At 67.8% G+C, this 24,166-nt stretch carries 35 protein-coding genes and 3 tRNA genes; 26 read left to right on the forward strand and 12 right to left on the reverse strand.

The genetic code is table 11. The features are described from left to right. Nucleotides 1-8 precede the first annotated feature (8 nt). The 3 genes from WOA58_RS03300 to WOA58_RS03310 form a co-directional block, all read right to left on the reverse strand. Nucleotides 9-92 (reverse strand) — tRNA-Ser (locus tag WOA58_RS03300). 204 nt (nt 93-296) lie between these two features. Continuing rightward, nucleotides 297-491: a cold-shock protein gene (locus tag WOA58_RS03305; protein ID WP_122090876.1), complete on the reverse strand. Its 195-nt coding sequence runs from the start codon at nt 489-491 to the stop codon at nt 297-299. A 210-nt stretch (nt 492-701) separates the two neighbouring features. Next, a complete protein-coding gene (locus WOA58_RS03310; RefSeq protein ID WP_340602734.1) occupies nt 702-1,052 on the reverse strand; it encodes a hypothetical protein in 351 nt (116 codons plus the stop codon). 222 nt (nt 1,053-1,274) lie between these two features. Between WOA58_RS03310 and WOA58_RS03315 the strand changes: the two genes are divergently transcribed. Then, on the forward strand, nt 1,275-1,487 hold the full coding sequence (locus WOA58_RS03315; RefSeq protein ID WP_340602735.1) for a dodecin family protein: 213 nt from the start codon (nt 1,275-1,277) through the stop codon (nt 1,485-1,487). Nucleotides 1,488-1,728: 241 nt separating this feature from the next. Here WOA58_RS03315 and WOA58_RS03320 read toward each other — a convergent pair whose 3' ends face one another. Further along, nucleotides 1,729-2,466 carry a hypothetical protein gene (locus WOA58_RS03320; protein ID WP_340602736.1) on the reverse strand — a complete coding sequence of 246 codons (738 nt, stop codon included), beginning with the start codon at nt 2,464-2,466 and terminating at the stop codon, nt 1,729-1,731. Between the two features lie 45 nt (nt 2,467-2,511). Beyond that, the gene (locus WOA58_RS03325) at nt 2,512-3,249 is read right to left on the reverse strand and encodes a CAP domain-containing protein (protein WP_340602737.1); all 738 of its coding nucleotides are present in this window, start codon (nt 3,247-3,249) and stop codon (nt 2,512-2,514) included. Between the two features lie 97 nt (nt 3,250-3,346). On the opposite strand from WOA58_RS03325, the gene WOA58_RS03330 reads away from it, so the two are divergent. Both WOA58_RS03330 and WOA58_RS03335 read left to right on the forward strand, forming a co-directional pair. Further along, nucleotides 3,347-3,547: a hypothetical protein gene (locus WOA58_RS03330; RefSeq protein ID WP_340602738.1), complete on the forward strand. Its 201-nt coding sequence runs from the start codon at nt 3,347-3,349 to the stop codon at nt 3,545-3,547. Between the two features lie 363 nt (nt 3,548-3,910). Beyond that, entirely contained in the window at nt 3,911-4,117 is a 207-nt protein-coding gene (locus WOA58_RS03335; RefSeq protein ID WP_340602739.1) for a hypothetical protein, read from the forward strand. A gap of 4 nt (nt 4,118-4,121) precedes the next feature. Here the strand turns inward: WOA58_RS03335 and WOA58_RS03340 are convergent, their stop codons facing one another. The 4 genes from WOA58_RS03340 to WOA58_RS03355 are packed head-to-tail and all read right to left on the reverse strand — an operon-like array spanning nt 4,122 to nt 6,602. Further along, complete coding sequence (locus WOA58_RS03340) at nt 4,122-4,751, reverse strand: uracil-DNA glycosylase (RefSeq protein ID WP_340602740.1); 630 nt, start codon at nt 4,749-4,751, stop codon at nt 4,122-4,124. An 8-nt stretch (nt 4,752-4,759) separates the two neighbouring features. Beyond that, entirely contained in the window at nt 4,760-5,275 is a 516-nt protein-coding gene (locus WOA58_RS03345) for a DUF2062 domain-containing protein (protein ID WP_340602741.1), read from the reverse strand. A 56-nt stretch (nt 5,276-5,331) separates the two neighbouring features. Next, nucleotides 5,332-5,565, reverse strand: coding sequence for a hypothetical protein (locus WOA58_RS03350; protein ID WP_340602742.1), 234 nt, complete (start codon nt 5,563-5,565; stop codon nt 5,332-5,334). Next, a complete protein-coding gene (locus WOA58_RS03355) occupies nt 5,562-6,602 on the reverse strand; it encodes an Mrp/NBP35 family ATP-binding protein (protein ID WP_340602743.1) in 1,041 nt (346 codons plus the stop codon). The genes WOA58_RS03350 and WOA58_RS03355 overlap by 4 nt, the downstream gene beginning before the upstream one ends. 115 nt (nt 6,603-6,717) lie before the next feature. On the opposite strand from WOA58_RS03355, the gene WOA58_RS03360 reads away from it, so the two are divergent. The 4 genes from WOA58_RS03360 (at nt 6,718) to WOA58_RS03375 (ending at nt 9,777) form a co-directional block, all read left to right on the forward strand. After that, the gene (locus tag WOA58_RS03360; RefSeq protein WP_340602744.1) at nt 6,718-7,290 is read left to right on the forward strand and encodes a hypothetical protein; all 573 of its coding nucleotides are present in this window, start codon (nt 6,718-6,720) and stop codon (nt 7,288-7,290) included. A 68-nt stretch (nt 7,291-7,358) separates the two neighbouring features. After that, entirely contained in the window at nt 7,359-8,342 is a 984-nt protein-coding gene (moaA, locus tag WOA58_RS03365) for a GTP 3',8-cyclase MoaA (RefSeq protein ID WP_340602745.1), read from the forward strand. A gap of 40 nt (nt 8,343-8,382) precedes the next feature. Then, the gene (locus WOA58_RS03370) at nt 8,383-9,021 is read left to right on the forward strand and encodes a nucleoside/nucleotide kinase family protein (RefSeq protein ID WP_340602746.1); all 639 of its coding nucleotides are present in this window, start codon (nt 8,383-8,385) and stop codon (nt 9,019-9,021) included. Nucleotides 9,022-9,090: 69 nt separating this feature from the next. Next, nucleotides 9,091-9,777 (forward strand): TraB/GumN family protein, encoded by a 687-nt coding sequence (locus WOA58_RS03375; RefSeq protein WP_340602747.1) that lies wholly within the window; start codon nt 9,091-9,093, stop codon nt 9,775-9,777. Here the strand turns inward: WOA58_RS03375 and WOA58_RS03380 are convergent. Then, on the reverse strand, nt 9,748-10,770 hold the full coding sequence (locus tag WOA58_RS03380; RefSeq protein WP_340602748.1) for an NAD(P)/FAD-dependent oxidoreductase: 1,023 nt from the start codon (nt 10,768-10,770) through the stop codon (nt 9,748-9,750). The two genes, WOA58_RS03375 and WOA58_RS03380, sit on opposite strands and share 30 nt — an antisense overlap. A gap of 75 nt (nt 10,771-10,845) precedes the next feature. On the opposite strand from WOA58_RS03380, the gene WOA58_RS03385 reads away from it, so the two are divergent. From WOA58_RS03385 to WOA58_RS03465, 17 genes are all read left to right on the forward strand, one after another. Beyond that, on the forward strand, nt 10,846-12,156 hold the full coding sequence (locus tag WOA58_RS03385; RefSeq protein WP_340602749.1) for an aspartate aminotransferase family protein: 1,311 nt from the start codon (nt 10,846-10,848) through the stop codon (nt 12,154-12,156). A 97-nt stretch (nt 12,157-12,253) separates the two neighbouring features. Then, nucleotides 12,254-12,338 (forward strand) — tRNA-Ser (locus tag WOA58_RS03390). Nucleotides 12,339-12,417: 79 nt separating this feature from the next. Next, nucleotides 12,418-12,930: a 30S ribosomal protein S13 gene (locus WOA58_RS03395; protein ID WP_340602750.1), complete on the forward strand. Its 513-nt coding sequence runs from the start codon at nt 12,418-12,420 to the stop codon at nt 12,928-12,930. Further along, nucleotides 12,930-13,454 (forward strand): 30S ribosomal protein S4, encoded by a 525-nt coding sequence (locus WOA58_RS03400; protein ID WP_340602751.1) that lies wholly within the window; start codon nt 12,930-12,932, stop codon nt 13,452-13,454. The genes WOA58_RS03395 and WOA58_RS03400 overlap by 1 nt, the downstream gene beginning before the upstream one ends. Further along, complete coding sequence (locus tag WOA58_RS03405) at nt 13,455-13,844, forward strand: 30S ribosomal protein S11 (protein WP_122088573.1); 390 nt, start codon at nt 13,455-13,457, stop codon at nt 13,842-13,844. A gap of 1 nt (nt 13,845) precedes the next feature. Next, nucleotides 13,846-14,592 (forward strand): DNA-directed RNA polymerase subunit D, encoded by a 747-nt coding sequence (locus WOA58_RS03410; protein WP_340602752.1) that lies wholly within the window; start codon nt 13,846-13,848, stop codon nt 14,590-14,592. 119 nt (nt 14,593-14,711) lie between these two features. Continuing rightward, nucleotides 14,712-14,796: transfer RNA gene (locus WOA58_RS03415), tRNA-Leu, on the forward strand. Between the two features lie 150 nt (nt 14,797-14,946). Continuing rightward, nucleotides 14,947-15,300, forward strand: coding sequence for a 50S ribosomal protein L18e (locus WOA58_RS03420; RefSeq protein ID WP_340602753.1), 354 nt, complete (start codon nt 14,947-14,949; stop codon nt 15,298-15,300). 55 nt (nt 15,301-15,355) lie between these two features. Beyond that, nucleotides 15,356-15,793 (forward strand): 50S ribosomal protein L13, encoded by a 438-nt coding sequence (locus WOA58_RS03425; RefSeq protein ID WP_340602754.1) that lies wholly within the window; start codon nt 15,356-15,358, stop codon nt 15,791-15,793. Beyond that, the gene (locus WOA58_RS03430) at nt 15,787-16,182 is read left to right on the forward strand and encodes a 30S ribosomal protein S9 (protein ID WP_340602755.1); all 396 of its coding nucleotides are present in this window, start codon (nt 15,787-15,789) and stop codon (nt 16,180-16,182) included. Before WOA58_RS03425 ends, WOA58_RS03430 begins: the two co-directional genes overlap by 7 nt. Before the next feature lie 11 nt (nt 16,183-16,193). Next, a complete protein-coding gene (locus WOA58_RS03435; RefSeq protein WP_340602756.1) occupies nt 16,194-16,385 on the forward strand; it encodes a DNA-directed RNA polymerase subunit N in 192 nt (63 codons plus the stop codon). Continuing rightward, nucleotides 16,382-16,561: a DNA-directed RNA polymerase subunit K gene (locus WOA58_RS03440; RefSeq protein WP_340602757.1), complete on the forward strand. Its 180-nt coding sequence runs from the start codon at nt 16,382-16,384 to the stop codon at nt 16,559-16,561. Before WOA58_RS03435 ends, WOA58_RS03440 begins: the two co-directional genes overlap by 4 nt. Next, on the forward strand, nt 16,558-17,757 hold the full coding sequence (gene eno / locus WOA58_RS03445; protein WP_340602758.1) for a phosphopyruvate hydratase: 1,200 nt from the start codon (nt 16,558-16,560) through the stop codon (nt 17,755-17,757). Before WOA58_RS03440 ends, eno begins: the two co-directional genes overlap by 4 nt. After that, nucleotides 17,754-18,575: a 30S ribosomal protein S2 gene (gene rpsB / locus WOA58_RS03450; protein ID WP_340602759.1), complete on the forward strand. Its 822-nt coding sequence runs from the start codon at nt 17,754-17,756 to the stop codon at nt 18,573-18,575. The genes eno and rpsB overlap by 4 nt, the downstream gene beginning before the upstream one ends. Before the next feature lie 113 nt (nt 18,576-18,688). After that, nucleotides 18,689-19,672 carry a mevalonate kinase gene (gene mvk, locus WOA58_RS03455; protein WP_340602760.1) on the forward strand — a complete coding sequence of 328 codons (984 nt, stop codon included), beginning with the start codon at nt 18,689-18,691 and terminating at the stop codon, nt 19,670-19,672. Beyond that, nucleotides 19,669-20,397 carry an isopentenyl phosphate kinase gene (locus WOA58_RS03460; protein WP_340602761.1) on the forward strand — a complete coding sequence of 243 codons (729 nt, stop codon included), beginning with the start codon at nt 19,669-19,671 and terminating at the stop codon, nt 20,395-20,397. Before mvk ends, WOA58_RS03460 begins: the two co-directional genes overlap by 4 nt. A 45-nt stretch (nt 20,398-20,442) precedes the next feature. After that, a complete protein-coding gene (locus WOA58_RS03465; RefSeq protein WP_340602762.1) occupies nt 20,443-20,787 on the forward strand; it encodes a hypothetical protein in 345 nt (114 codons plus the stop codon). A 34-nt stretch (nt 20,788-20,821) separates the two neighbouring features. Here WOA58_RS03465 and WOA58_RS03470 read toward each other — a convergent pair whose 3' ends face one another. Both WOA58_RS03470 and WOA58_RS03475 read right to left on the reverse strand, forming a co-directional pair. After that, nucleotides 20,822-21,094, reverse strand: a complete 273-nt coding sequence (locus WOA58_RS03470) for a hypothetical protein (protein ID WP_340602763.1) — start codon at nt 21,092-21,094, stop codon at nt 20,822-20,824. 66 nt (nt 21,095-21,160) lie between these two features. Next, nucleotides 21,161-21,394, reverse strand: a complete 234-nt coding sequence (locus WOA58_RS03475; protein ID WP_340602764.1) for a hypothetical protein — start codon at nt 21,392-21,394, stop codon at nt 21,161-21,163. Between the two features lie 332 nt (nt 21,395-21,726). On the opposite strand from WOA58_RS03475, the gene WOA58_RS03480 reads away from it, so the two are divergent. Both WOA58_RS03480 and idsA3 read left to right on the forward strand, forming a co-directional pair. Then, nucleotides 21,727-23,073, forward strand: a complete 1,347-nt coding sequence (locus WOA58_RS03480) for a ribonuclease J (RefSeq protein WP_340602765.1) — start codon at nt 21,727-21,729, stop codon at nt 23,071-23,073. Then, nucleotides 23,073-24,116 (forward strand): geranylfarnesyl diphosphate synthase, encoded by a 1,044-nt coding sequence (gene idsA3, locus WOA58_RS03485; protein ID WP_340602766.1) that lies wholly within the window; start codon nt 23,073-23,075, stop codon nt 24,114-24,116. The genes WOA58_RS03480 and idsA3 overlap by 1 nt, the downstream gene beginning before the upstream one ends. Nucleotides 24,117-24,166: the final 50 nt, after the last annotated feature.

Raw genomic sequence — 24,166 nt, forward strand, 5'->3', positions numbered from 1 at the left:
NACTCCGACGGTGGGGATGGGATTTGAACCCATGAGTCCTCTCGGACACCTGCTCTCAAGGCAGGCGCAATAGGCCGCTCTGCCACCCCACCTCGGGGTTCACTTCCGGGCGCGCGTTCTAAGGCCTGTCGGTCCTCCCCGCGGACCTCGACGCTACTCGTCACTCTCACAGACGAACTGGGAGAGGACCCAGCACTACCTACGGACGATACGGGGAGCGCTGACTACGGGACGTAGTATCGATAAAAGGTATGTGTGGTAAGTGCCGCCAGTCGGTGGCGGGCTACTGCGCCGTATTAGGCGCGAACGACGTTGGTCGCTCGGGGGCCCTTGGGGGCCTGTTCGATGTCGAATTCAATGTCTGTGCCTTCCTCGAGGTCCGGGCCGCCAACGTCCTCCATGTGGAAGAAAACGTCATCATCCGCATCCTCAGTGGAAATAAATCCGTAGCCGCCAGTGTCGTTGAAGAAATCAACTTTTCCGTTTGCCATTGCAAACAAACGTAGGGCCGAGGTGCGGATAACAGTTCCGAGGGTCGTGGTATCACGACCGCCGTTGAGTGTGAGTGCGGCTCTTTCCCGATTCGACCCGATCTACAGCGAGCTACTGTACCGACCTATTAGCATCGTATCGAACGGACGTCCCATCGATCGACGAGTCCGGCTACTGGATCTCAACAGGACCTCTACGATGTATACCGTTCACTGAGTGGAATCCGAGCCGGAGCCTCCGTCTACGCCCTCGGTTTCGTCCTCGGCATCGGACTGGACGTCGTCCATGTCGACGTCGGTCCCGAGCTCGTCCTCGTCGATGGCGGATTCCAGCGTGCCTTTGTCGGTGACCGCACCGACGCCGTCCTCGTCGACGGCCGATCTGATCCGATCGGCGTCGATCGCCGCGTCGATGCTCCCGCCGTTCGTGTTCGATTTGAGGGCGCGTTTGACGACGACGTAGCCGATCGCGGCGGCGCTGCCGGTGGCGATCGCACCGGGGATGCCCGCGCGTTTGTATCCGGCCTTCAGCGCTTTCTTGCCGAGTGCGAGTCCGATCATATGGGAGAATTCTCTCGTCCAAGGGGGTAAAGACCGGGGCGATCCGTCGCAGGCCTACTACGACCCGGGAGGTGTTCGACGACCCGGCGGGATCGAACGGGATCAGGAGGGTGCTTCGAGGTGCGCGACCGAGCGCTCGATCGGTTCGCGGCGATCGCGAGATTCGGCTGTTTCCCTCGCACCCAACTATTATATCTATTGATGATGTAGATCTCCCAGATCATGGGAGATACTGTCAAAGTCATCGAACTGGTGGGGAGTTCGACCGAATCCTGGGAAGACGCCGCTCAGAATGCGCTCGATGACGCCGATGCGACGTTGGAAAACATCAACGGCATCGAAATAGAGTCACAGACGGCGGACGTAGAGGACGGACGGATCGAGCAGTACACGACGACCGTCCACGTGGCGTTCGTACTACAAAACCGAGAATAGAGAACCGTGGATAGCAGTTTTCCGGGGCACTCGATGCCGGACGCGGACATCGATATGAGTGGAGTCGGACTCGAGGACTTCAGTGTCATAGGTCGTGAAGAATGGGTAGTTCGAGGACGAGGGACGGACGTCGTATCGCGTGTCGTCGATCGGATCGTTCCCTGTCCTCCATCAGTCTGGCTAAGACCACGGATAACGAACGGCGGTCGCCTCGCGTGAACGTCTCGTCTCGCGGTCCGGGTTATCGGTCCGCGACGAGTTCCTCGCCCTCGACACGGAGACCCCGCTCCTCGATCCAGGTCGCCGTGTTCGCCGGGACCATCCGATCGGCGATGCGGCGCGCCCTGATCAGCGAGACGACCGTCGCGAGGTCCTCCCCCGTCTCGACGACCGGGAGCACCGGGAGGAAGTCGGTTCCGAGGCCCGCATCGCCCGCCCGCCACGCCAGCGTCTCGACGGCCGGCGGGTCGTAGGCGCCCTCGAAGTCGATCGGCTCGGCGAAGCCGGCGAAGGCGATCCGGCCGTCGGTCGCGGGCCCGAGCACGACGGGGCTGTTCCGGAGCTTCATCGCCGCACTGTCGATCTGGGTCCGGAAACAGAGCGGCGCGGCCGGCGAGAGGACCGCCGCGCTCGCGACCTCCTCGGTCTCGAGCAGGTGGGTCATCGTGTTCCCGACGCGGGCGGCGTACGTCGAGCCGACCTGGACCTCCATGCGCGGCGACTCCTCGAGGACCCCTTCGAGGAGGTCGCGGATCTCGGCCTCGGGGTCGCCGCCCGCGTGGTCGTCGGGCAGCAGTTCGGCGGGGCGGTAGTTGACGAGCAGCTCGCCCCCGCTTCGCTCGGCGGCGAGGCAGGCGTCGATGAGCATCGCTTCGTAGAGTCCGGCGGCCTCCTCGGCCGAAAGCGGGCTCGTCTCGATCAGCTCGGGCAACACGAGCCCCGGACGGGGCGGGTCCGCGAACACGGCGACGGTAGTCATGGACGGGAGTCCGCCGGCGACGGCCTTCAATCCGCGGGTACGCGATCAGGTCGTCGTGCAGAACTTCTGGGTGGCGTCGACCCGGCCGTCGTCCATATAGACGCCGATCCCTTCGCTGTCCCAGCCGTCACGGAGGATGTTCTCGCGGTGGCCCTCCGAGTCCATCCAGCCCTGGACGATCCGTTCGGCGATCTCCTCGGCGGAGCCGCCCGAGCCGATCCCGGTCTGGATGTACGCGAGGTTCTCACCCACGGCACGGCACTCGGAGGGGTGGAGGTCGCCGAAGCGGTCGGCCGGCGACTCACCCTCCGGATTGGTGTGGCTGAAGTAGTCGCGCTCGTTCATGTCCTGGCTGTGGGTCCGGGCGATCCCGGCGATCTCGTCGTCGTGGTCGAGCTCGCTCAGCCCGTGCTCGGCGCGGATCTCGTTGACCTGTGCGTGGATCTCGGCCTCGACCTCGTCGGAGCTCACGTCACCCTCGGAGGTGGTGCCGGGATCACCCTCTGCCGGCTCGGCGTCAGGGTCTACCTCCGGCGGCTCGCCGCCCTCCTCCTGGGCGGGCACTTCCCAGACGAACGGCGAGTCGATGAACCATTCCGGCGGTTCGACGACGTCCTCGACGACCGGCTGGTCGACCTCGCTCGTGTCGACCAGCCCCATCAGCGAGGCCGACCAGAGCAGTCCCAGCAGGAGGGCGACGAACACCAGGAGGCTCAGCAGCGAGAACACCGCGCCGATCAGCCGCCTGATCACGGCGACCACCGGCGATCCGATTCTCCCCATCCCGTAACGCGGGTGACCATCGAAGGGAGCTAGGGGCCGCAAACGCATAAGCTACCGGACCCATCGCTTTATGCTCTGTGAGGGTGACACACGCACCATGCGCGCAGTCTCGGTTTCGGTCGCGGCCCTCCTGCTCGCGACCGCGGTCCTGGCCCTCGGGGCCGTCGCGACGTTCGCGAGCACCCTCTCGACTGACCCCCGATCGGTCGGCACGCTGGCCGCCCTGACCCTCGCGGTGGTGGCCGCGGTCGCTCTCGGGATCCGGACGGCAAAGCGCTCGCGGACGTCCTACTGGTGAAAGCCCTCGGCCGGACTCGACAGTCCGGTCTCGCCCGTTTCATGTCCACGAAAGCCCTCAGCGCTCGCTGGCGCTCGCGCTCGCGCTTCGCCCTTTTCATGTCCAAGAAAAGACTGCTGCGCAGTCTTTTCGGGCTGAGCGGCGACGACGTCGCCGCGAGGTCCGCGGGAACTGCGTTCCCGCGAGATCCCAGAAATCGAAGATTTCTGCGGACCACCAGGACCGTTTGCGAGGGGTTCGGATCCGAACCCCTCGCTTAGGACGCCAGCCCTTCCCCGTTCGATTCGCGGCCACGGGCCGCGAAGCGAGGCCACCGCATGGCCGGCCGAAGACATCAAATATCCGTTCGTTGTACGGACGACCATGCCCTCGAACCCCGTCGAGCGGAACTTCCTCACCCGGTTCATTCTCGGGTTCGCGGTCATCGGGCTGATGTCCATCGGCGGCGGGGCCGTCGCCCGGCCGCTCGTCTCGATGGTCGGTCCCATCGCCGGCTTCATCGGGGCACTGATCGTCTTCGTCCTCTTCGCGCGGTGGTACACCCGCTACGACGCCTCGTTCGCGGAGTGACCCGCTATCGGCCCTGGCGCCCCTTCGTCTGGCGGTAGTCCCGGCCGAAGAGATCGGAAAACGCCTCAAGGAACGCCTCACGCTGGTCGTCGGTTCCCTCGGCGGGGTGGATGGTCGGCACGATCTCGAACCCGCGCCCGCGGATCTCGGTCGCGTGGTCCTCCTCGATGTCGAACTCCTCGGCGGGGGTCGTGGTGTACTCGGTCGCGATCTCCCGCAGGGCGCGTTCGCCGACGGGGACGATGATCTCGGGGTTGATCATCCGGACCTCGGCGTTCAGGTAGGGCTCGCAGTTCGTGATCTCTTCATCCGTGGGTGGGCGCTCGGGATGACGACAGCGCGTGAGTAGGGTGAGATAGGCGTTGTCGAGTTCGGGCTCCTCGCCCGGCTCCTGGGTGGCGAAACCGAGCGCGCGGAGGACCTCCTGAAACGCCTCGCCACGCTCGTCGCCGAAGAAGGGGATCCCCGTCTCGTCGGCGCCCGGCGAGGGGCGTTCGCCGACGAAGAGGAACTCCGCACCCACGTCGCCGTAGCCGTGGGCGATCTCTTCTCGAGTCTCACAGAGTTTCGGGCAGTTCGTACACTCCTCGTCCATCCCGAAGGGGTTGCTGGCCGAGAGCTGATCGGCGTCCATACCCCCACTCAGTCGTCCCGCGTGGAAACGTCTTGTTCCACGAGCGCCTCCGGGAGCAGCTCCTCGACGTCGACCTCGATGTCGCGCTTTCGGTACTCCCGGACGAGCCTGTGGACGGCGACGTAGCCGACGACCGTGAACAGGACCGCGAGGACGAGGTTGCCAACGAGGAGGCGCGTGACGACGTCCGGGCCCGCCGAGAAGGAGACCTCCGCGAGCGTCACGCCGGGCACCGGCCCGAGCAGCTGCGTCCCGATCCAGAAGCTCCCCGCGTAGACGCCCCACTTCGCCGCGGGGTTGAGCACGATCAGCGAGGCGAACAGCGCGATCCGGCTGACGCGCTCGAACAGGTAGACGATCGCGACGAACAGGAGGAGGCCGGTGCCGAGCGTCGGCAGCGACGTGATGAATATCCCGGTGGCGAAGCTGGCGGCGATCTCGTGGGGCGAGCGGTCCTCGTCGAACGCCGAGACGAACTCGGAGCGGACCCGCTCGCGATACGACCGCAGCGCCTCGCGCACCATCTACCCCGTACGAGGCGGGGACGGGCAATCAACGCTTCGCCGGCGCGAGCGCGCGATCAGCGCCCCAGCCCGCCCCGTTCCTTGACGTTCAGGATGTTTCGCACGGCGATGTAGATCTCCTCCGGACTGGTTTCCTCGCTCCCGTCGTAGAGGTCGCTCACCCGGTAGAGGATCGCCGCGAGCTGCTTGCTCTCGGAGCTCTCGCCCCGGAGATCGTCGGCGGCCTCCCGGAGCATCGCGACCCGTTCGGGGTCCGGTTCGCGTCCGTCCGACTCCCCGGACTCGCTCATCGCTGGCTCTGTCCTTGGCGCTTCGTGACCCCGACGTTGTTCGCGACCTTCTCGGTGATCGCCCGGAACGCCCCGCCCGTCTCGCTGTCCTCGTCGAGGACGATCGGCGCCCCCTCGTCGCCCCCGGTCCTGACGGCGGGGTCGAGGGGCACCCCCCCGAGGAACGGCAGCTCGTTCTCGGCGGCGAACGTCTCGCCGCCGCCCGTCCCGAAGACGTCGTGGGTCGAGCCGCAGTCGGGGCAGGTGAACCCGGACATGTTCTCGGCGATCCCCAGCACGACGGTGTCGTGGCGCCCGAACATCCGAAGCCCCTTGTTCGCGTCGTCGAGCGCGACCTCCTGGGGGGTGGTGACTATCACCGAGCCCGTCACGGGCACGCTCTGGAGCAGCGTCAGCTGGGCGTCGCCCGTCCCCGGCGGGAGGTCGACGATCATGTAGTCGAGGTGGCCCCACTCGACGTCCTCCCAGAGCTGCGTGAGGACCTTGTGGACCATCGGGCCCCGCCAGATCACGGGGTCGTCCTTCCCGACGAGGAAGTCCATGCTCATCAGCTTCATTCCGAACTTCTCGGGAGGTATTATCTGCTCCTCCTCGGTGGCCTGCGGGCGCTGGTCGGCATCGACCATCCGCGGGACGTTCGGCCCGTAGATGTCGGCGTCGAACAGCCCGACGCGCGCGCCGAGCTGCGAGAGGCCCGCCGCGATGTTGACCGCCATCGTCGACTTCCCGACCCCGCCCTTGCCCGAGGCCACGGCGATGACGTTCTCGACGTTCGGCAGCACCTGCTCGTCGGCCGAGAGCCCGCTGTCGACGTTCGCCGAGAGCTCGAGCTCGCGATCGAGATCGGAAAGTGCCTCGCGGACCTCGCTCGCGATCGCCGTCTCGGTCGGCGAGTACGGCGCGCCGAGCGCCAGCGAGAGCGACACCCGATCGGGCTCGACCGTGACGTCGTTGACGAGGCCCAGCGAGACGATGTCGTCGCCGAGATCCGGGTCCTCGACCCCGCGCAGGCGGTCGAGAACGGCGTCTTCGTCCATGGCCCGAGTAGGCGGTCTCGGGTGGATAAGGCTTCTGAACGACCGACTCGTGAGCACAACACATATGTCGTCTGGGCAACTATTGTGCGAGTGTCCCGCGGTGGGAGGGGAGACAATGGACTCGCAACAGCCCGGCCCGAACGATCGATCGGCGACGGAACGGCCGGAGACGGTAGCCACCGAAGGGTCGGACGCCGCCGACCTCGCCGACGAGCTCGGCCGGGTCCAGCTGCGGTCGATCGACGGCCGGCGGCTGCGTGCGCGCATCGAGTCCGTCGTCGATCGGGGCGGGACGATCCGGCTCTGGTACCGCCTCCCGCACGACGCCTACGCGAGCGAGGAGTTCGAGAAGCCGATGCCGTGGAGCGACCGGTTCAAGTTCGCACGCGTGATCGAGGACCTCGGCTACAGCCCGAGCAGCCTCGCGGGGATCGAGGGCGAGGAGGTCGTCCTCGGCCGGGTCGGCGGCGAGTGGCGCGTCGAGGACCCCGAGCGGCGCTTCGAGGAGCCGCTCGGGGCCGGCTCCCTGGGCGCGGCCGGGCCGGTCGCCGTCCTCGGGTTCGCCATCACGGTGCTCTATCTCGTGCTGTTGTTCGTTACGACCGCCGGCGCGATGGACCTCGTCGGCGCGCTGGCCGTCGCCGCCATGCTCTGTTCGCTCGCGCTGCTGGTCGCCTACTCCTGGTAACCAGTATCGGTTATATCGCGGGAGCATCTGACCACTATCTTAAGTCCGTGCGCTTGATAGGGGGTATCATGAGTGTCCTCGCCGACGACTACGGACGGGAGGTGACGGGGGTTCGGATCTCCCTGACCGACCGGTGTAACTTCGACTGCGTGTACTGCCACAACGAGGGGCTCGGCGACACCCGGGGCCCGATGGACCCCCAGGACGACGAGATGACCGCCGACGAGGTCGTTCGATTCCTGGAGGTGGCGAGCGAGTTCGGCGTCGGGAAGGTGAAGTTCACCGGCGGCGAACCGATGCTCCGGGACGACCTGGAGGAGATCATCCGCCGGACACCCGATCACATGGAGGTCTCGCTGACCACCAACGGGACGTTCCTCCCCGGACGCGCCGAGGGGCTCGTCGAGGCGGGTCTCGATCGCGTCAACGTCTCGCAGGACGCGCTGGAGCCGAAGGCGTTCGCCGAGATCACGAAAAGCGGCGCCTACGACAAGGTGATCGAGGGGGTTCATGCGGCGCTCGACGCCGGGCTCGACCCGGTGAAGCTCAACATGGTCGTCTTCGAGCACACCGCGGGCTACGTCCCCGAGATGGTCGACCACGTCGCCGAGAACGACGGGCTCCAGCTCCAACTCATCCAGTACATGCCCGAGCTGACCGGAAAGCCCGAGTGGAACATCGACATCGAACGGGTCCACGGCTGGCTCGAGGAGCAGGCGACGAGGGTCGAACGCCGCGAGATGCACCACCGCGCGCGCTACTGGATCGAGAACGAGAGCGGTGACGGCGAGGGGATGGTCGAGATCGTCGACCCCGTCGAGAACCCCGAGTTCTGCGCGAACTGCCATCGGGTGCGGGTCACCCACGAGGGCTACCTGAAGGGCTGTCTGAACCGCAACGACGACCTCCGGCCGATGGGCGAGATGAGCAAGGCGGAGATCCGCGAGACCTACCGCGAGACCGTCGCGAACCGCGTTCCGTTCTACGGCGAGTACATGATCCGCGACGGCAACGGCGGCTGGGAGATGAACGACGAGTACGTCGACGCCTGAAGCGGGCCACTTATTCTCGCGCCGTCGGTCTCTCGGGGCAGTGAGGACGTACGTCATCGCGATCGTCGGCCTCGACGGCGCCGGCAAGACCACGCAGGCCCGGGCGCTGGCCGAGGCGCTCCGCGCGGCCGGCCACGACGCGACGTCGGTCCACCCCTCGAACGACCTGATCGCGCTCGTCCCCGGCGGGGAGCGGATCAAACGCCGCCTGGTCGGCTGGCTCCACCGACCGACGCTCGCGAGCCGGGCGACCCGCCGGCTGCTCATGGTCCTCCTCGGCTACCCCTTCGCGCTCCTGTCGATCGTGCTCGCCCGCTATCGCTATCGCGGCCGGATCGTCGTCTTCGATCGCTATCGCTACCAGTTCCTCCACGACTGCTACGGGCCGCTCGCGCCGGCTCTCGTCCACACCCTCCCGTCGCCCGACCGGACGATCCGGCTGACGGCCGACCCGGGGACGCTTCGGGGCCGGACGAGCGGCCGCGACAGCGAGCGCCCCCGCGAGTACTACCGGGCGGGCCGGCGCTTTCACGACCGGCTGGGGGCCGAGCTCGGCTGGGAGACGGTTCGGACGGACCGGTCGGTCGAACGGGTCGGGGAGAGGGTGTTCGACGCCGTCGCCGGGTCCGGGACGCCCATCGAGCACGCGGCCGGCGACGGCCCACTTACCGATAGGTAACCCGGTTCGCGTACTGGAGAGTTCGCTGAACTACATCCCCGACGCGGGGCTCCTCGGAGTAGAGCACCCGTGTCGACCACCAACGCGCCCTCCACCCTCGGCCCGAACCCCGACTACGTCCGTCGGCTCCCGGATCTGACCCTCGTCGGCGTCGTCCACGACCATCCCGCGAGCGTCGAGCGAGTCGAGTCGACCCTTCGGCAGACGGCCCCCGAGACGGTCGCGCTCGAACTCCCGCCGCTGGCGATCCCCCTCTACCGGTCGTACGCGAGGCGTGACGGCTCCCGCGGGGCCGGCGGCGAGATGAGCGCTGCGATCCGGGCGAGCGACGCCCCGGTCGTCGGCGTCGACGGGCCGAGCCGACGGTTCCGCCATACCTTCCGCCGGTACGTCGACCGCGAGGGACTCGACGACGAGACCCGCGAGCGGCTCTCCGAGAGCGTCCGGATCGCGGGCGATCGGGCCCTCCGCTGTCGCCTCGCGGCCACCCGGCTCGGCCGACGGTCCGGGCTCGAGGGCGACCGCCCCTTCACCTACGACCGCGACCTGGACGGCGATCCCGAGGAGCTGGCCGCCGACGAGCGCTCGCACGTCGCCACCGCCCGGGCCGCGACGGCGTTCTCGCCGCCCCACGTCGCCCACCGTGACGCGATCCGCGAGGAGTGTATGGCCGAGGCGCTCGGCGAACTACCGGGACAGACCGTCGCGGTCGTCGGGATCGACCACCTAGAGGGGCTCGTCTCTCTGCTGGAGTAGGCGCTCGCCCAGTTCGCGCCCGTTCTCGAAGGCCGCGGCGACCCGCCCCTCGCCGACGACCCAGTCGCCCGCGAAGTACAGTGCGTCGTCCTCCGCGCGCGCGAGAACGTCGGTGTTTGCCCCCTCGTCGGGCAGCGCGTGGCGCCAGCGCCCGCAGTCCGTCCAGTCGGGACTCTCGAGCGGGGGCTCCTCGAGCAGGTCGGCGGCCAGCCCCGCGGCCGCCCCCGCGACCGCCTCCTCGGGCTCGCCGTAGCGCTCGAGCGACCAGTCGGGCGCCATCTGGACGATCAGGAGCGACTCGCCGTCGGGGACGTGACCGGGTTTGCACTCCTCGCGCGAGAACCAACTGATCTCGTGGCCCTTGTCGGTGTTGACCAGCGCGTAGTAGGGCCGATCGAGCTCGAAGGGATAGTGCAGGACCAGCGAGAGGATCGTCCGATAGGGGACCGCCTCGATCGCCTCGACCAGCTCCTCTCGGATCGCAGCGTCCCAGTCGGTATCGGCCAGGAGCGCGGCGGTCCGCGGGGCCGGCGGCGTCAGGGCGAGCGCGTCGAACCCGTACCTCCGCTCCTCGCTTTCGACCCGCCAGCGCTCGCCCTCGCGGGCGATCGACTCGACCCTCGTCTCGGTTTCGAGGGCCGCGTCGCACTCCGCGAGGACCTCCTTCGCGAAGCGCCTGATCCCGTCCTCGTAGGTGAGCGACGGCCGGTCGCGGTCCTCGCCCGGCTCGATGGTCTCCTCGGCGTCGAACGTCCAGACGGGATCGTCGATCCCGGCCGGCTCCCCGAGTTCGCGCATGAACGCCTCCAGCTCCGGGTCGGGCGTGACGTAGTTCGCGCCGTGATCGTAGGTACAGCCGTTCTTCCGCCGCGTGGCGGCCCGTCCGCCCACCCCGCGACTCTTCTCCAGCAGTGTCACGTCGGCGTCGGTCCCGCGCAGCTCGTACGCCGCGCCGAGTCCCGCGATCCCGGCGCCGACGATCCCGATCTCCATACCGCCCCTCGGGACGCCAGCGCCATAGTTCCCGCCGGGCGATAGCGTTAGGGCGACCCGTGCAGTGGTCCCGATATGAGCGACGAACGCGGATCGAGCCGCTCGGTCGTCGAGCGCGCCCGCACGGTGATCCCGGGCGGCGCACAGACCGGGTTGCGGGCGCAGGCCTACGACCTCGGCGAGATCGCCTTCTCGGGAGCGACGGGCACGACACTCGAGACCGTCGAGGGCGAGACGTTCACCGACTACCACCTCGCCTTCGGCCCGGTCGTTCTGGGTCACGGCCACCCCGAGGTGGACGACGCAGTCACGGAGACGATCGACGAGGGAGTGCTCTACGGGGCGGCGACCACGCCCCTGGAGGTCGAGGTCGCGGAGCGAGTCGTCGACCTGCTTCCGAGTGCCGAGCGAGTGAACTTCTGCAACAGCGGGACGGAGGCGACCTATCACGCGATCCGGCTCGCACGCGCGTACACCGGCAACGACCGGGTGATCAAGTTCGAGGGCTGCTACCACGGTTGGCACGACTACGTCGACGTGGGCGTCTATCCCCCGAAAGAGCGCATCGGCGAGAAACACCCCGAGTCGGCGGGGATGCTCCCCGAGGCGGTCGAGCACACCGAGGTCCTGCCGTTCAACGATCCCGATGCCGTCGAGGCCGCCCTCGAGGAGTTCGACGACGTCGCGGCGGTGATCTGCGAGCCGATCCCTCACTCGGTGGGCTGTCTGCTGCCCGAGGAAGGGTTCCTCGCGAGTCTGCGAGAAGCCACCGCCGAGAACGGCGTGCCGCTGATCTTCGACGAGGTGATCACCGGGTTCAGACACTCCGCCCACGGGATTCAGGACGAGTTCGGCGTGACGCCCGATCTGACCACGCTGGCGAAGGCGATGGGCAACGGCTACCCCGTCGCGGCGGTCTGCGGGCGCGAGGAGCTCATGGCCCAGGCCGGCGGCGACAACACCTCCGGCGTGGTGATCAGCGGGACCTACTCGGGCCATCCCGTGGGGCTCGCGGCGGCCCGCGAGACGCTCCGGCTGCTCGACGAGGAGTCCGTCGTCGAGGAGATATCTGCCCTGGGCGAGCGCTACCGCGAGGGGCTCGAGGGGCTGTTCGCGGAGCACGGGATCGAGGGGCGGGTCGTGGGCTACGGCAGCGTCTTCGCGCCCCAGTTCGGCGTGACGGGAGAGCCCCGGCGCTACGAGGACGTCCTCAGGCTCGACGAGGCGACGTTCGAGGAGTTCGCCCGCAGGATGCGCGAGCGCGGGCAGTTCTTCACGCCGAACCCCTACAAGCGCCAGCACCTCTCGTGGGCCCACGGCGAAGCCGAACTGGAGGGGTATCTCGCGGCCGCCGACGAGGTGCTGGGATCGATGATGGGGACGTGATCCGGTGGCCTTAAGTACGCGAACGGGATAGGTGCGGGTGCATACACTGCAGGGACGCGGCGTCCCGAGTCCGGAAGGGCGACAGTACAGACAGCGTGTCGTGGTAGCCAAGCCCGGCCCAAGGCGCAGGGTTGCTAACTCTGTGGCGTACAGCCTCCGGGGTTCGAATCCCCGCCACGACGCTACACTACCGGGACGCATCCGGTAGCACATCACCACCGCGATCGGTTCGCGGCTGGACGACCCCTGGCACGAAGACACATGAGTGCAGAAGACCCAGAACAACAGGACGGACCGGAGGACGACAAGGACCTTCGGTACTTCGTTCGCATCGGGCAGACGGACCTCGATGGGACGAAATCCGTCGAACGATCGCTGAGCGAGATGAACGGAATCGGCCGACGAGCGGCCAGAATCATCGCCCAGAACGCCGGTATTTCGCGTACCGCGACGTTCGGGCGACTCGACGACGACGAGATCGACGCGATCGTCGAAGAGGTCGAGGGGTTCGCCGAGAACAACCCCGAGTGGCTCGCGAACCATCAGAGCTACTACAGCGGCGAGATCACCCACGAGACGGGTAACGACCTCGAGCTCACCCGCCGGCAGGACATCAACCGCCTGCAGATGATCAGCGCCTACCGTGGCGTGCGCCACCAGCGCGGACAGAAGGTCCGCGGTCAGCGCACCCGTTCGACCGGGCGCTCGGAGGGGACCATCGGCGTCAACGTCGAGGCCATCAAGGAGGAGCAGGAGGAGGGAGGTGACGAGTAATGGCGCTCGGTAGCAACACCAAGTTCTACGAGACGCCGAACCACCCCTTCCAGGGAGAGCGCATCGCCAGCGAGCACTCGCTGGTCGGTCGCTACGGCCTGAAGAACAAGGAGGAGCTCTGGCGCGCACAGTCCGAACTGCGCTCGTTCCGCCGGGAGGCGCGTGACCTGCTTGGCGAGGCGCAGGGAGACGCCGAGGACGCCGCCAGCGAGGGCGGCGAGTTCCTCTCGCGGCTCCAGCGGCTCGGTATCCTCGGCGACCAGGAGGGGCTCGACGACGTCCTGTCGCTCGAGGTCACCGACCTGCTCGAGCGCCGTCTACAGACGATTGCCTACCGGAAGGGCCTGGGCAACACGCCCAAGCAGGCCCGCCAGTTCATCTCCCACGGCCACGTCACGATCGACGGCCGGCGGGTGACGGTCCCCTCCTATAAGGTGAGCGTCGCCGAGGAGGACGCCGTCGAGTTCGACGAGAACAGCCCGCTCGCCGACGAACTACACCCCGAACGCGCGGAGGAACAATAAATGAGCGAATCAGGAGACAGCAAGTGGGGCGTCGCGCACGTCCACGCGTCGTTCAACAACACGGTCATCACGATCACCGACCAGACCGGCGCCGAGACGATCGCGAAGTCCTCGGGCGGGACGGTCGTGAAACAGAACCGCGACGAGGCCTCGCCGTACGCGGCGATGCAGATGGCCGAGGTCGTCGCCCAGGAAGTGCTCGACGCCGGCATCGAGGGCGTTCACGTCCGCGTACGCGGGCCCGGCGGCAACCGCCAGCAGAACCCCGGCCCCGGTGCGCAGGCGACGATCCGCGCGCTCGCACGCGCGGGCCTCGAGATCGGCCGCATCGAGGACGTCACGCCGATCCCGCACGACGGCTGTCGTGCACCCAAAAACAGCGGGTTCTAGCATGGAGGGGAACTTCGACGTCGAGGTCATCGAACACGAGGACCGAAGCGCACGGTTCCTCGTCCGGAACGCGACGCCCGCGTTCGCAAACGGCATCCGCCGGGCGATGATCGCGGACGTCCCGACGCTCGCGATCGACACCGTGCGCTTCATCGAGAACTCCTCGGTGATGTTCAACGAACAGCTCGCGCTCCGGCTCGGGCTCGTTCCGCTGTCGACGCCCGACGACTACGAGCTCGGCGAGGAAGTCACCCTCGCGCTCGACGTCGAGGGGCCCGCCACCGCCTACTCGGGCGACCTCGTCAGCTCGGACGATCAGGTCGGGCCCGCCGAACAGAACGTACCCATCATCGAGCTCAAGGAGGGCCAGCGACTGGAGCTGGAGGCCGACGCGGTGCTCGACGTCGGCCGCGAGCACGCCAAACATCAGGGCGGCGTCTCGGTCGGCTACCGACACCTCCAGCGCGTGATCGTCGAGGGCAACCGCGAGGAGTTCGCCGACGAGGAGGCGAACATCACCCGCGGCGTCATCGAGACCGAGGAGGGCGATCTGATCCCGACCAGCGAGTTCGGCCACGACCTCTCCGAGCGCTATCCCGGCAAGGAGCTGCGCGTCGAGGACGTCCCCGGCGCGTTCGTCTTCCACGTCGAGACGGACGGCTCGATGACGGTCGACGAGCTGGTCGACCGCGCCGCCGCCTCGATCGGCGACCGCGCGAGCGAGCTCGAAGACGCAGTCGCACTATAGAATCGCCATGTGTCCCGTCACCCACCCCCCGGCGTTCGCTCCCGCGGAGAGCGCACGCCACGGCCAGCGGTGGGTAACCGAAAGTGGCTTTACGGGGCAGAAAGTACGAGGAGTTGCGAGCAGGGATAGCCAAGTCTGGCCAACGGCGCAGCGTTCAGGGCGCTGTCTCGTAGGAGTCCGCAGGTTCAAATCCTGCTCCCTGCATTTTCCGGCTCGACCGAACGGGAGAGCCGTGGAAATCGAACGAGCAGGTTTGGGCCACGGGAGTCGAGTATCGCCTCCCGGCCGGTTCAAATCCTGCTCCCTGCACTCCGCTTCGACTTTTCCGCACTTCCACCATAATCAGGAGGAACTATGAGTAAGACCAATCCGAGGCTCACCAGTCTCATCGCCGAATGCAAGTCGGTTTCCCGCGAGTCGGGCGCCGACGTGTGGAGCGACATCGCAGACCGCCTCGAGAAACCACGCCGGACCCACGCGGAGGTCAACCTCGGTCGCATCGAACGGTACGCGACCGAGGACGAGACCGTCGTCGTGCCCGGCAAGGTTCTCGGCAGCGGTGTGCTGCAGAAGAACGTCACCGTCGCGGCCGTCTCCTTCTCGGGGACCGCCGAGACGAAGATCGAACAGGCCGATGGCCAGGTCGTGCAGTTGGAGGAGGTCATCGAACAGAACCCGGAGGGGAGCAACGTGAGGGTGATCGCATGAGAGACCACAGTGAACGAATGCGAGGACGCCAGAACGACGTTCTGGAGGTAACCGCATGAGCATCGCCGAGTTCGAGGCCGACCTCGTCGTCGACGCCCGGGACTGCATCCTGGGTCGCGTCGCGAGCAAGGTCGCCGAGGCGGCGATGGACGGCCAGCGCGTCGCCGTCGTGAACGCCGAATCGGCCGTGATCACCGGCAGCGAGGACGACATCATGAGCGTCTACCGAAAGCGCATCGACGTCGGCGCCGAGAACGGTCCGTACTACCCCAAGCGACCCGACGGCATCCTGAAACGCTCGATCCGCGGGATGGTCCCGTACAAGAGCACGGCGGGTCGCGAAGCGTTCGAGAACGTCCGCGTCTACGTCGGCAACCCCCACGACCGGGACGCGGAGGTCCTCGAGGGGACCTCGCTGGATCGGCTCTCGAACATCAAGTTCGTCCAGCTGGGCGAGGTAAGCGAGAACCTGGGGGCAAACGTCACATGGTAACGAACACGAGCGGCAAGAAGAAGACGGCCGTCGCCCGCGCCACCGTGCAGGACGGCGAGGGGCGCGTTCGCATCAACTCCCAGCCAGTCGAGCTGGTCGAACCGGAGATCTCACGCCTGAAGATGCTCGAGCCGTTCCGCATCGTCGACGGCATCCGCGACGACGTCGACATCGAGGTCGACGTCCAGGGCGGCGGGTACAACGGACAGGCCGACGCGGTCCGGACCGCGATCGCCCGCGGGCTCGTCGAGTTCCGCAACGACGCCGAGCTGCGGGACGCCTACATGGAGTTCGACCGCTCGCTGCTGGTCAACGACGTGCGCCAGTCCGAACCGAAGAAGTGGGGCGGACCCGGTGCGCGGGCCCGCTACCAGAAGTCCTACCGTTAGGTGATCCACCCATGATGGTACCAGTCCGGTGTTTCACGTGTGGTAGCGTCGTCGGCGAGCACTGGGAGGCGTTTACCTCCCGCGTCGACGAGGGGGAGGACCCAGCCGAGGTGCTCGACGACCTCGGCGTCTCGCGACACTGCTGTCGCCGGATGCTCGTCTCGCACACCGATCTCGTCGACGTGGTGGCCCCCTACCAATGACGGGCCAACAGTTCAGCCGCTACGAGAAGGCCCGGATCCTCGGCGCGCGAGCGCTGCAGGTGTCCTACGGCGCGCCGGTGTTGATCGAGACCGACCAGTCCGAACCGATCCTCATCGCCGCCGAGGAGTACGACGCGGGGGCGCTGCCCTTCACCGTCGGGCGGGGTGGGAAATGACGCAGATCGCCGAGATCCGGCTTCGCCGAGTGCTCGACTCGCGGGCCAACGGCACCGTCGAGGCCGACGTACTCACCGAGAGCGGCGGCTTCGGGCGCGCTGCGGCCCCGAGCGGTGCGAGCACGGGCGAGCACGAGGCGATCGAGCTCGCTCCCGAGGAGGCGATCGCCGCGGCCCGCGACCGGGCCGTCCCCCGACTCGTCGGCGAGGCCTACGCGGGCGACCAGCGCGGCGTCGACAGGGCGCTGCACGCCGCCGACGGCACCGACGACTTCTCGGAGATCGGCGCGAACAGCGCCGTCGCGATCAGCATGGCCGCCGCCAAGGCCGGCGCGGACATGCTCGGCGCGCCGCTGTACCAGCATCTCGGTGGCGCGTTCCGGGGCGAGAACTTCCCGGTACCCCTGGGCAACGTCATCGGTGGCGGCGAACACGCCGCCGACGCGACCGACATCCAGGAGTTCCTCTCGGCGCCGGTCGGCGCACCGAGCGTCACCGACGCCGTATTCGCGAACGCCGCGGTCCACGCCGAGGTCGGCGACGTCCTCGCAGAGCGCGGCATCCCTGCAGGTAAGGGCGACGAGGGCGCGTGGGCGCCCTCGGTCGAGGACGAGGTGGCCTTCGAGATCATGGCCGAGGCGACCGAGACCATGAGCGACGACGTCGGCTTCGAGATCGGCTTCGGGCTCGACGTCGCGGCCGCCGAGATGTTCGAGGACGGCGAGTACCAGTACTCGGATCGCACCCGCTCGACCGACGAGCAGGTCGAGTACGTCGCCGACCTCGTCCGGGAGTACGACCTGGTCTACGTCGAGGATCCCCTCGACGAGAACGACTTCGAGGGCTTCGCCGAGCTCACCGACCGGGTGGGCGAGGAGACGCTGATCTGTGGGGACGACCTGTTCGTCACCAACACCGAGCGCCTACAGCGCGGGATCGAACAGGGATCGGCCAACTCGATCCTGATCAAGCCCAACCAGATCGGCACGCTGACGGACGCCTTCGACGCGGTCGAGCTCGCGGGGCGAAACGGGCTCGACGCGGTGATCTCCCATCGCTCGGGCGAGACCGAGGACACGACGATCGCACACCTCGCCGTGGCGACCGACGCCCCGTTCATCAAGACGGGCGCGGCCGGCGGCGAGCGAACCGCCAAACTCAACGAACTCATCCGCATCGCGGAGGACGCATTATGAGCAACGACCCAGACCAAGACGGGCTCGAGGCGGCCGAGGAGGAGATCGACGAGGAACCCGAACCCGAAGCGGGCGGGGACCCCGACGTCGATCCCGACGAGGACGTCCGAGCCGAGAACGAGGAACCGAGCGCCGACGCCGACACCGACTCCGATATCGAGGAGCTCGACGTCGAGGCCGAGGCAGAAGAAGAGGACACCGGGCCGACGTTCGACGAGGACGTCATGCCCGACGAGGAGGCCGACCTCCTCATCCCGGTCGAGGAGTACCTCGGCGCGGGCGCCCACATCGGGACCCAGCAGAAGACCCAGGACATGGAGCGCTTCATCCACCGCGTGCGCACGGATGGGCTGTACGTGCTGGACGTCTCGAAGACCGACCAGCGCATCCGCACCGCTGCGGACTTCCTCTCGAACTACGACCCCGAGCAGGTGCTGGTGACTTCCTCGCGGCAGTACGGTCGGTTCCCGGCCGAGAAGTTCGCCGAGTCCATCGGCGCGCGCGCCCGTACGGGCCGGTTCATCCCGGGGACGTTGACGAACCCCAAGTACGACGGCTACATCGAACCCGACGTGCTCGTGGTGACCGACCCGATCGGCGACGCACAGGCCGTCACCGAGGCGATCACCGTCGGTATCCCCGTGATCGCGATGTGTGACTCGAACAACTCGACGAGCAACGTCGACCTCGTCATCCCGACGAACAACAAGGGTCGCAAGGCCCTCTCCGTCGTCTACTGGCTGCTGGCCAACGAGACGCTCGACCGCCGCGGTGCCGACACGGTCTACGCGCTCGAGGACTTCGAGAGCGGGATCTGAGCGGAACGTTCGCCACGTCGACACTTCCTTTTGCGTGACGTCATGACCGACCAGCGGCTGGTGTTCACGGACGAACCTGCAGCTATAAACCGCGTCGCCGACCACCCTTCCCCATGACCACCGCAAGCGCGCCGGGGAAGGTGTACCTCTTCGGCGAGCACGCCGTCGTCTACGGCGAGCCCGCGGTCCCGAGTGCGATCTCGCGCCGGGCGCGGGTCACCGCCGAGCGCCGCGCGGACAGCCGGCTTCGCGTCCATGCCGAGGACCTCTCGCTCGACGGCTTCACCGTCGAGTACAGCGGCGAGACCGATTCGACACCCGACGTGGACGTCTCGCCGGGGTTGGTCCGAGCGGCGATGGGCTACGTCGACGCCGCGGTTTCGCAGGCCCGCGAGGCGACGGACGCCCCCGAGGCGGGCTTCGACATCACCATCGAGAGCGAGATCCCGCTGGGCGCGGGGCTGGGCTCCTCGGCGGCCGTCGTGGTCGCGGGGATCGAGGCCGCGACCCGCGAGCTGGGCGTCGAACTGGGAACCGAGGAGATCGCCGACCGGGCGTATCGCGCGGAGCACGAGGTCCAGGAGGGCCAGGCCTCGCGGGCCGATACGTTCTGTTCGGCGACCGGCGGAGCGGTCCGGGTGGAGGGCGAGGACTGCCGGGCGATCGAGGCGCCGGATCTCCCCTTCGTCATCGGGTTCGACGGCGGCGCGGGCGACACCGGCGAGCTCGTCGCGGGCGTCCGGGAGCTGCGCGAACGCTACCCGTTCGCGGCGAGCACGGTTGAGACGATCGGCGACCTCGTCCGCCAGGGCGAGCGCGCGCTCGCGGAGGGCGATCTAGAGGAGCTCGGCACGCTGATGGACTTCAACCACGGACTGCTCTCGTCGCTGGGGGTCTCCTCGCGCTCGCTCGACCGGATGGTCTGGGCCGCCCGCGACGCGGGCGCCCACGGCGCGAAGCTCACGGGCGCGGGCGGCGGGGGCTGTATCGTCGCGCTCGATCCGACCGACGGGACCGAGAGCGCGCTGGGGTTCACGCCGGGCTGCGAGGAGGGCTTTCGGGCCGAGCTCGACGACGAGGGGGTGCGCGTCGAGTGATCGTCCTGAAGCTCGGGGGATCGGTGATCACCGACAAGGACAGCGACGAAACGGTCGACGAGGAGCGCCTCGCGGCGCTTGCGGGTGCACTCGGCGGATACGACGGCGAGCTCGTCGTCGTCCACGGCGGCGGGAGCTTCGGGCATCCCGCGGCCGCGGCCCACGGCGTCTCGCGGACCGACGGCACCCGCTCGGCGGAAGGGGTTCGGGAGGTCCACGCCGCGATGAAGCGGCTGAACGATCGGGTGGTCAGTGCGCTCGCGGGCGAGGGCGTCCCGGCCGTCCCGGTCCATCCGTTCTCACTGGCCCATCGTTCCCGGGAGGGCGAGCTCTCGCTTCCCGTCGAAGGGGTCGAGGCGAGCCTCGGCGAGGGGTTCGTCCCGGTGCTTCACGGCGACGTCGTCGTCCATCGGGACGAGGGCGCGACGGTCGTCAGCGGCGACGAGCTCGTGGTCTCGCTCGCCGAAGGGCTCGGCGCCGACCGGGTGGGGCTGTGTTCGACGGTGCCGGGCGTGCTCGACGACGGGGGCGAGGTGGTCCCGCGGATCGGGGGTTACGACGAGGTCGCGGGCTATCTGGGCGAGAGCGAGTCGACGGACGTCACGGGCGGGATGGCGGCGAAGGTGCGCGCGCTGCTCGATCTGGAAGCCCCGGCGTCGGTCTTCGGACCCGAGGCGCTGGAGGGGTTCCTCGCGGGCGAGGAGCCCGGTACGCGGATCGGCTGAGAGAACGACGGAAGGATTATATCTCTTCTCATACATGTATTATATATGGTACGGACACCGGGATGGGTTGCCGTCTCGGCGGGCGCGTATCTCGTGGCCCTCTCCCTGCTCGTCCTGTTGCTCGATGGAGTGGCACTGACCGGCCCGCTCGCACGACGGGCCCGCACGTACAGACTACTCGAAAACGGAGTGATTCGACAGGATAGCGGCGCACTCGTCAGCACGTTCGTCCCCGGTTCGCGGATCACGGTCGCCGAACGCGATGGGGAGCTGATCAGGTTCGAACGCCGCGGACCGTGGTGGCCGGAGACGGCGTTCGTCGTCGACGAGGGCGGGGACCGAGAGGCCACCGCTCGCTGGTTCGACGTCGGTACCGGTAATCCCTACTGAGCGAACGCGGCTCGAATGGACGCTGTCTTCGTCTCTATCGCGCACGCTGCCGGGCGACCGTCTCGGCGAGCCGGGGGAACGCCAGCATCGCGAGCCCTGAGACGCCCACCGCGCTCGCGAACGCCGCGGGCGGGTAGCCGACCAGCGCCGCGAGCGCGACGCTCCCGTAGGAGGCGGCGAGGAGCGTGAGGTTGTAGTAGACGAGCCGGAGCCCGACGAGCGCCGGCGTGATCGACACCCAGCCGAGCGTGTCGGTGACGAGCGGGCGGACCAGCCCCGTGTGGATCGCCGTCGCGACGAGGGTCATCGTCGTCCAGGCGGCAAACGCCGACCCGGAAACCCCGAACCCGCCGTCGACGACCGTTGTGCTGATTCAGACGAGCGTCGGCAGCGCGAGGACGGCGATCTCCGCGAACAGATACGGGGTATCGTGGAGGAACTGCCCGAACGCGCTCTTCTCGCCCGACCCCGTGCTCCCCCAGCCGTACCAGCTCCGGCGGCTCGACGTGTAGGCCGGGCACGTCTTCCGGCCCGAGACCCGCTTACGGGGCGGCGGATCGGCCGGCCTGGCCCTTCGGTTCGCTTTGGGCGTCGTCGGACTGCTCATCGTTCCCGGCTTCCACGTCCACCTACAAGAACCGTGGCAAGTGATAGCATCGGTGGGCGATCCGGTGTTCGGCGCGCGACCCTCCCTCGGGCGGCGGATGTAGGCATCAGTGGGTCGGTTCAGCCTGTCACGGGCTGCAACGAACCCACGTTCTTTATACCGTAGGATCTCGTAGCGCCACCTAACGAAACCCGCGGGTAATGCGGATCGGCCGCATGCGGGAGCTCGAAATCGTTCGGGACCTGTCGACTCACGGCGGTGCGGTGCCGGGAGCGTCCGCGGTTTTCAATGAGCGCGTTCGCCATCAGGCGAACCGCTATATACACCCAACTATGGAAATCGAAATCGCAACGATCGGCGGCTACGAGGAGGTCGGCCGGCAGATGACTGCCGTCCGCGCTGGCGACGACGTCGTCATCTTCGACATGGGACTCAACCTGTCGAAGGTCCTCATTCACGACAACGTACAGACCGAGAAGATGCACAGCCTCGACCTGATCGACATGGGCGCGATCCCCGACGATCGCGTGATGTCCGACATCGAGGGCGACGTTCAGGCGATCGTCCCGACCCACGGTCACCTCGACCACATCGGCGCGATCTCCAAGCTCGCCCACCGCTACGACGCGCCCATCGTGGCGACGCCCTTCACGATCGAGCTCGTCAAACAGGAGATCGACGATGAGAACAAGTTCATGGTCGAGAACGACCTCCAGAAGATGGAGTCGGGCTCCTCGATGGAGATCGGCAACGGCCTCGAACTCGAGTTCGTCAACGTCACCCACTCGATCATCGACGCGATCAACCCGGTGCTCCACACCCCCGAGGGCGCGATCGTCTACGGGCTCGACAAGCGTATGGACCACACGCCCGTCATCGGCGACCCGATCGACATGGAGCGCTTCCGCGAGATCGGCCGCGAGGGCGAGGGCGTCCTAGCGTATATCGAGGACTGCACCAACGCCAACAAGAAGGGGCGGACCCCCAGCGAGGCGGTCGCCCGGCGCCACCTGCAGGACGTCATGACGAGCATCGAGGACTACGACGGCGGGATCGTCGCGACGACGTTCTCGAGCCACATCGCCCGCGTGAAGTCGCTCGTCGAGTTCGCCCAGGACATCGACCGCACGCCCCTGCTTCTGGGCCGGTCGATGGAGAAGTACTCGGGCACCGCGGAGCGACTGGGCTTCGTCGACTTCCCCGACGAGGTCGCCATGTTCGGCCACCGGAAGGCCTACCAGCGCGCATTCAAGCGCATCATGAACGAGGGCAAGGAGAACTTCCTGCCGATCGTGACGGGCCATCAGGGCGAGCCCCGCGCGATGCTCACCCGGATGGGACGGGGCGAGACGCCCTACCAGCTCGACGACGGCGACAAGGTGCTGTTCTCGGCGCGGGTCATCCCGGAGCCGACCAACGAGGGTCAGCGCTACCAGTCCGAGAACCTGCTGCGGATGCAGGGCGCGCGGATCTACGACGAAATCCACGTCTCGGGCCACCTCTGCCAGGAGGGCCACTACGAGATGCTCGACGCCCTCCAGCCCCAGCACGTCATCCCGGCCCACCAGAACATGAAGGGCTACTCGGGCTACGTCGACCTCTGTCAGAACCAGGGCTACGAACTCGGTCGTGACATCCACGTCACGCACAACGGCAACGTCATCTCGCTGGTCGAGTAATGACCAATCCAGAGGCGCGGTCGGTGGACGAGGCGGTGGCCAAGCGTCGTGAGCTGGTCAACGAGGCCATCGACGAGGAGCTCCCCGTCACCCGGCCCGAGCGGCTCTACGAAGCCTCGCGCTACCTGCTGGAGGCGGGCGGAAAGCGCCTCCGCCCGGCGGTGTTGCTGCTGACCGCGGAGGCGCTGTCGGACGTCGAGCCCCTCACGACGAGTTATCGGGAGTTCCCGACGCTCGACGGGGACCGCATCGACGTGATGCGGGCGGCCGTCTCGATCGAGGTCATCCAGTCGTTCACCCTGATCCACGACGACATCATGGACGACGACGACCTCCGACGGGGCGTGCCGTCGGTCCACCGCGAGTACGACCTCGAGACCGCGATCCTCGCGGGCGACACCCTCTACTCGAAGGCCTTCGAGATCATGCTCGAGAGCGGCGCCGAGCCCGAGCGGAGCCTCGAGGCGGTCCGGACGCTCGCCCATACCTGCACCCAGATCTCCGAGGGGCAGTCGCTGGACGTCGAGTTCGAGCGCAGCGACTCGGTCGACGAGGAGCAGTACCTCGAGATGGTCGAACACAAGACCGCGGTGCTGTACGGGGCCGCCGCGAGCCTCCCCCCGACGCTGCTCGGCGCCGAGAGCGGGACCGTCGAGGCGCTCTATCGCTATGGGATCGATATCGGCAGGGCGTTCCAGATCCAGGACGACGTGCTCGACCTGACGGTGCCGAGCGACACCCTCGGCAAACAGCGGGGCAGCGACATCGTCGAGGGTAAACGCACCCTGATCACGCTACACGCCCGCCAACAGGGCGTCGACGTCGACGATCTGGTCGACGTCTCGGACCCCGAGGCCGTCTCGGAGGCCGAGATCGACGAGGCCGTCTCCACGTTGGAGGAGGCCGGCAGCATCGACTACGCCCGCAAAACGGCCCAGTCGCTCGTCGACAACGGGAAGGCCGAACTCGAGGTCCTGCCCGACAACGAGGCGCGGGCACAGCTCGAGGCCGTCGCCGACTTCCTGATCGAACGCGGCTACTGACGCGCCATTTCCTCCGAAGACCCGCCGCGGAATCGCCGCGACGTCGCCCC

Origin of the sequence: Halalkalicoccus tibetensis (assembly GCF_037996645.1) — an archaeon.
In the GTDB taxonomy this organism is placed as follows: Archaea; Halobacteriota; Halobacteria; order Halobacteriales; family Halalkalicoccaceae; genus Halalkalicoccus; species Halalkalicoccus tibetensis.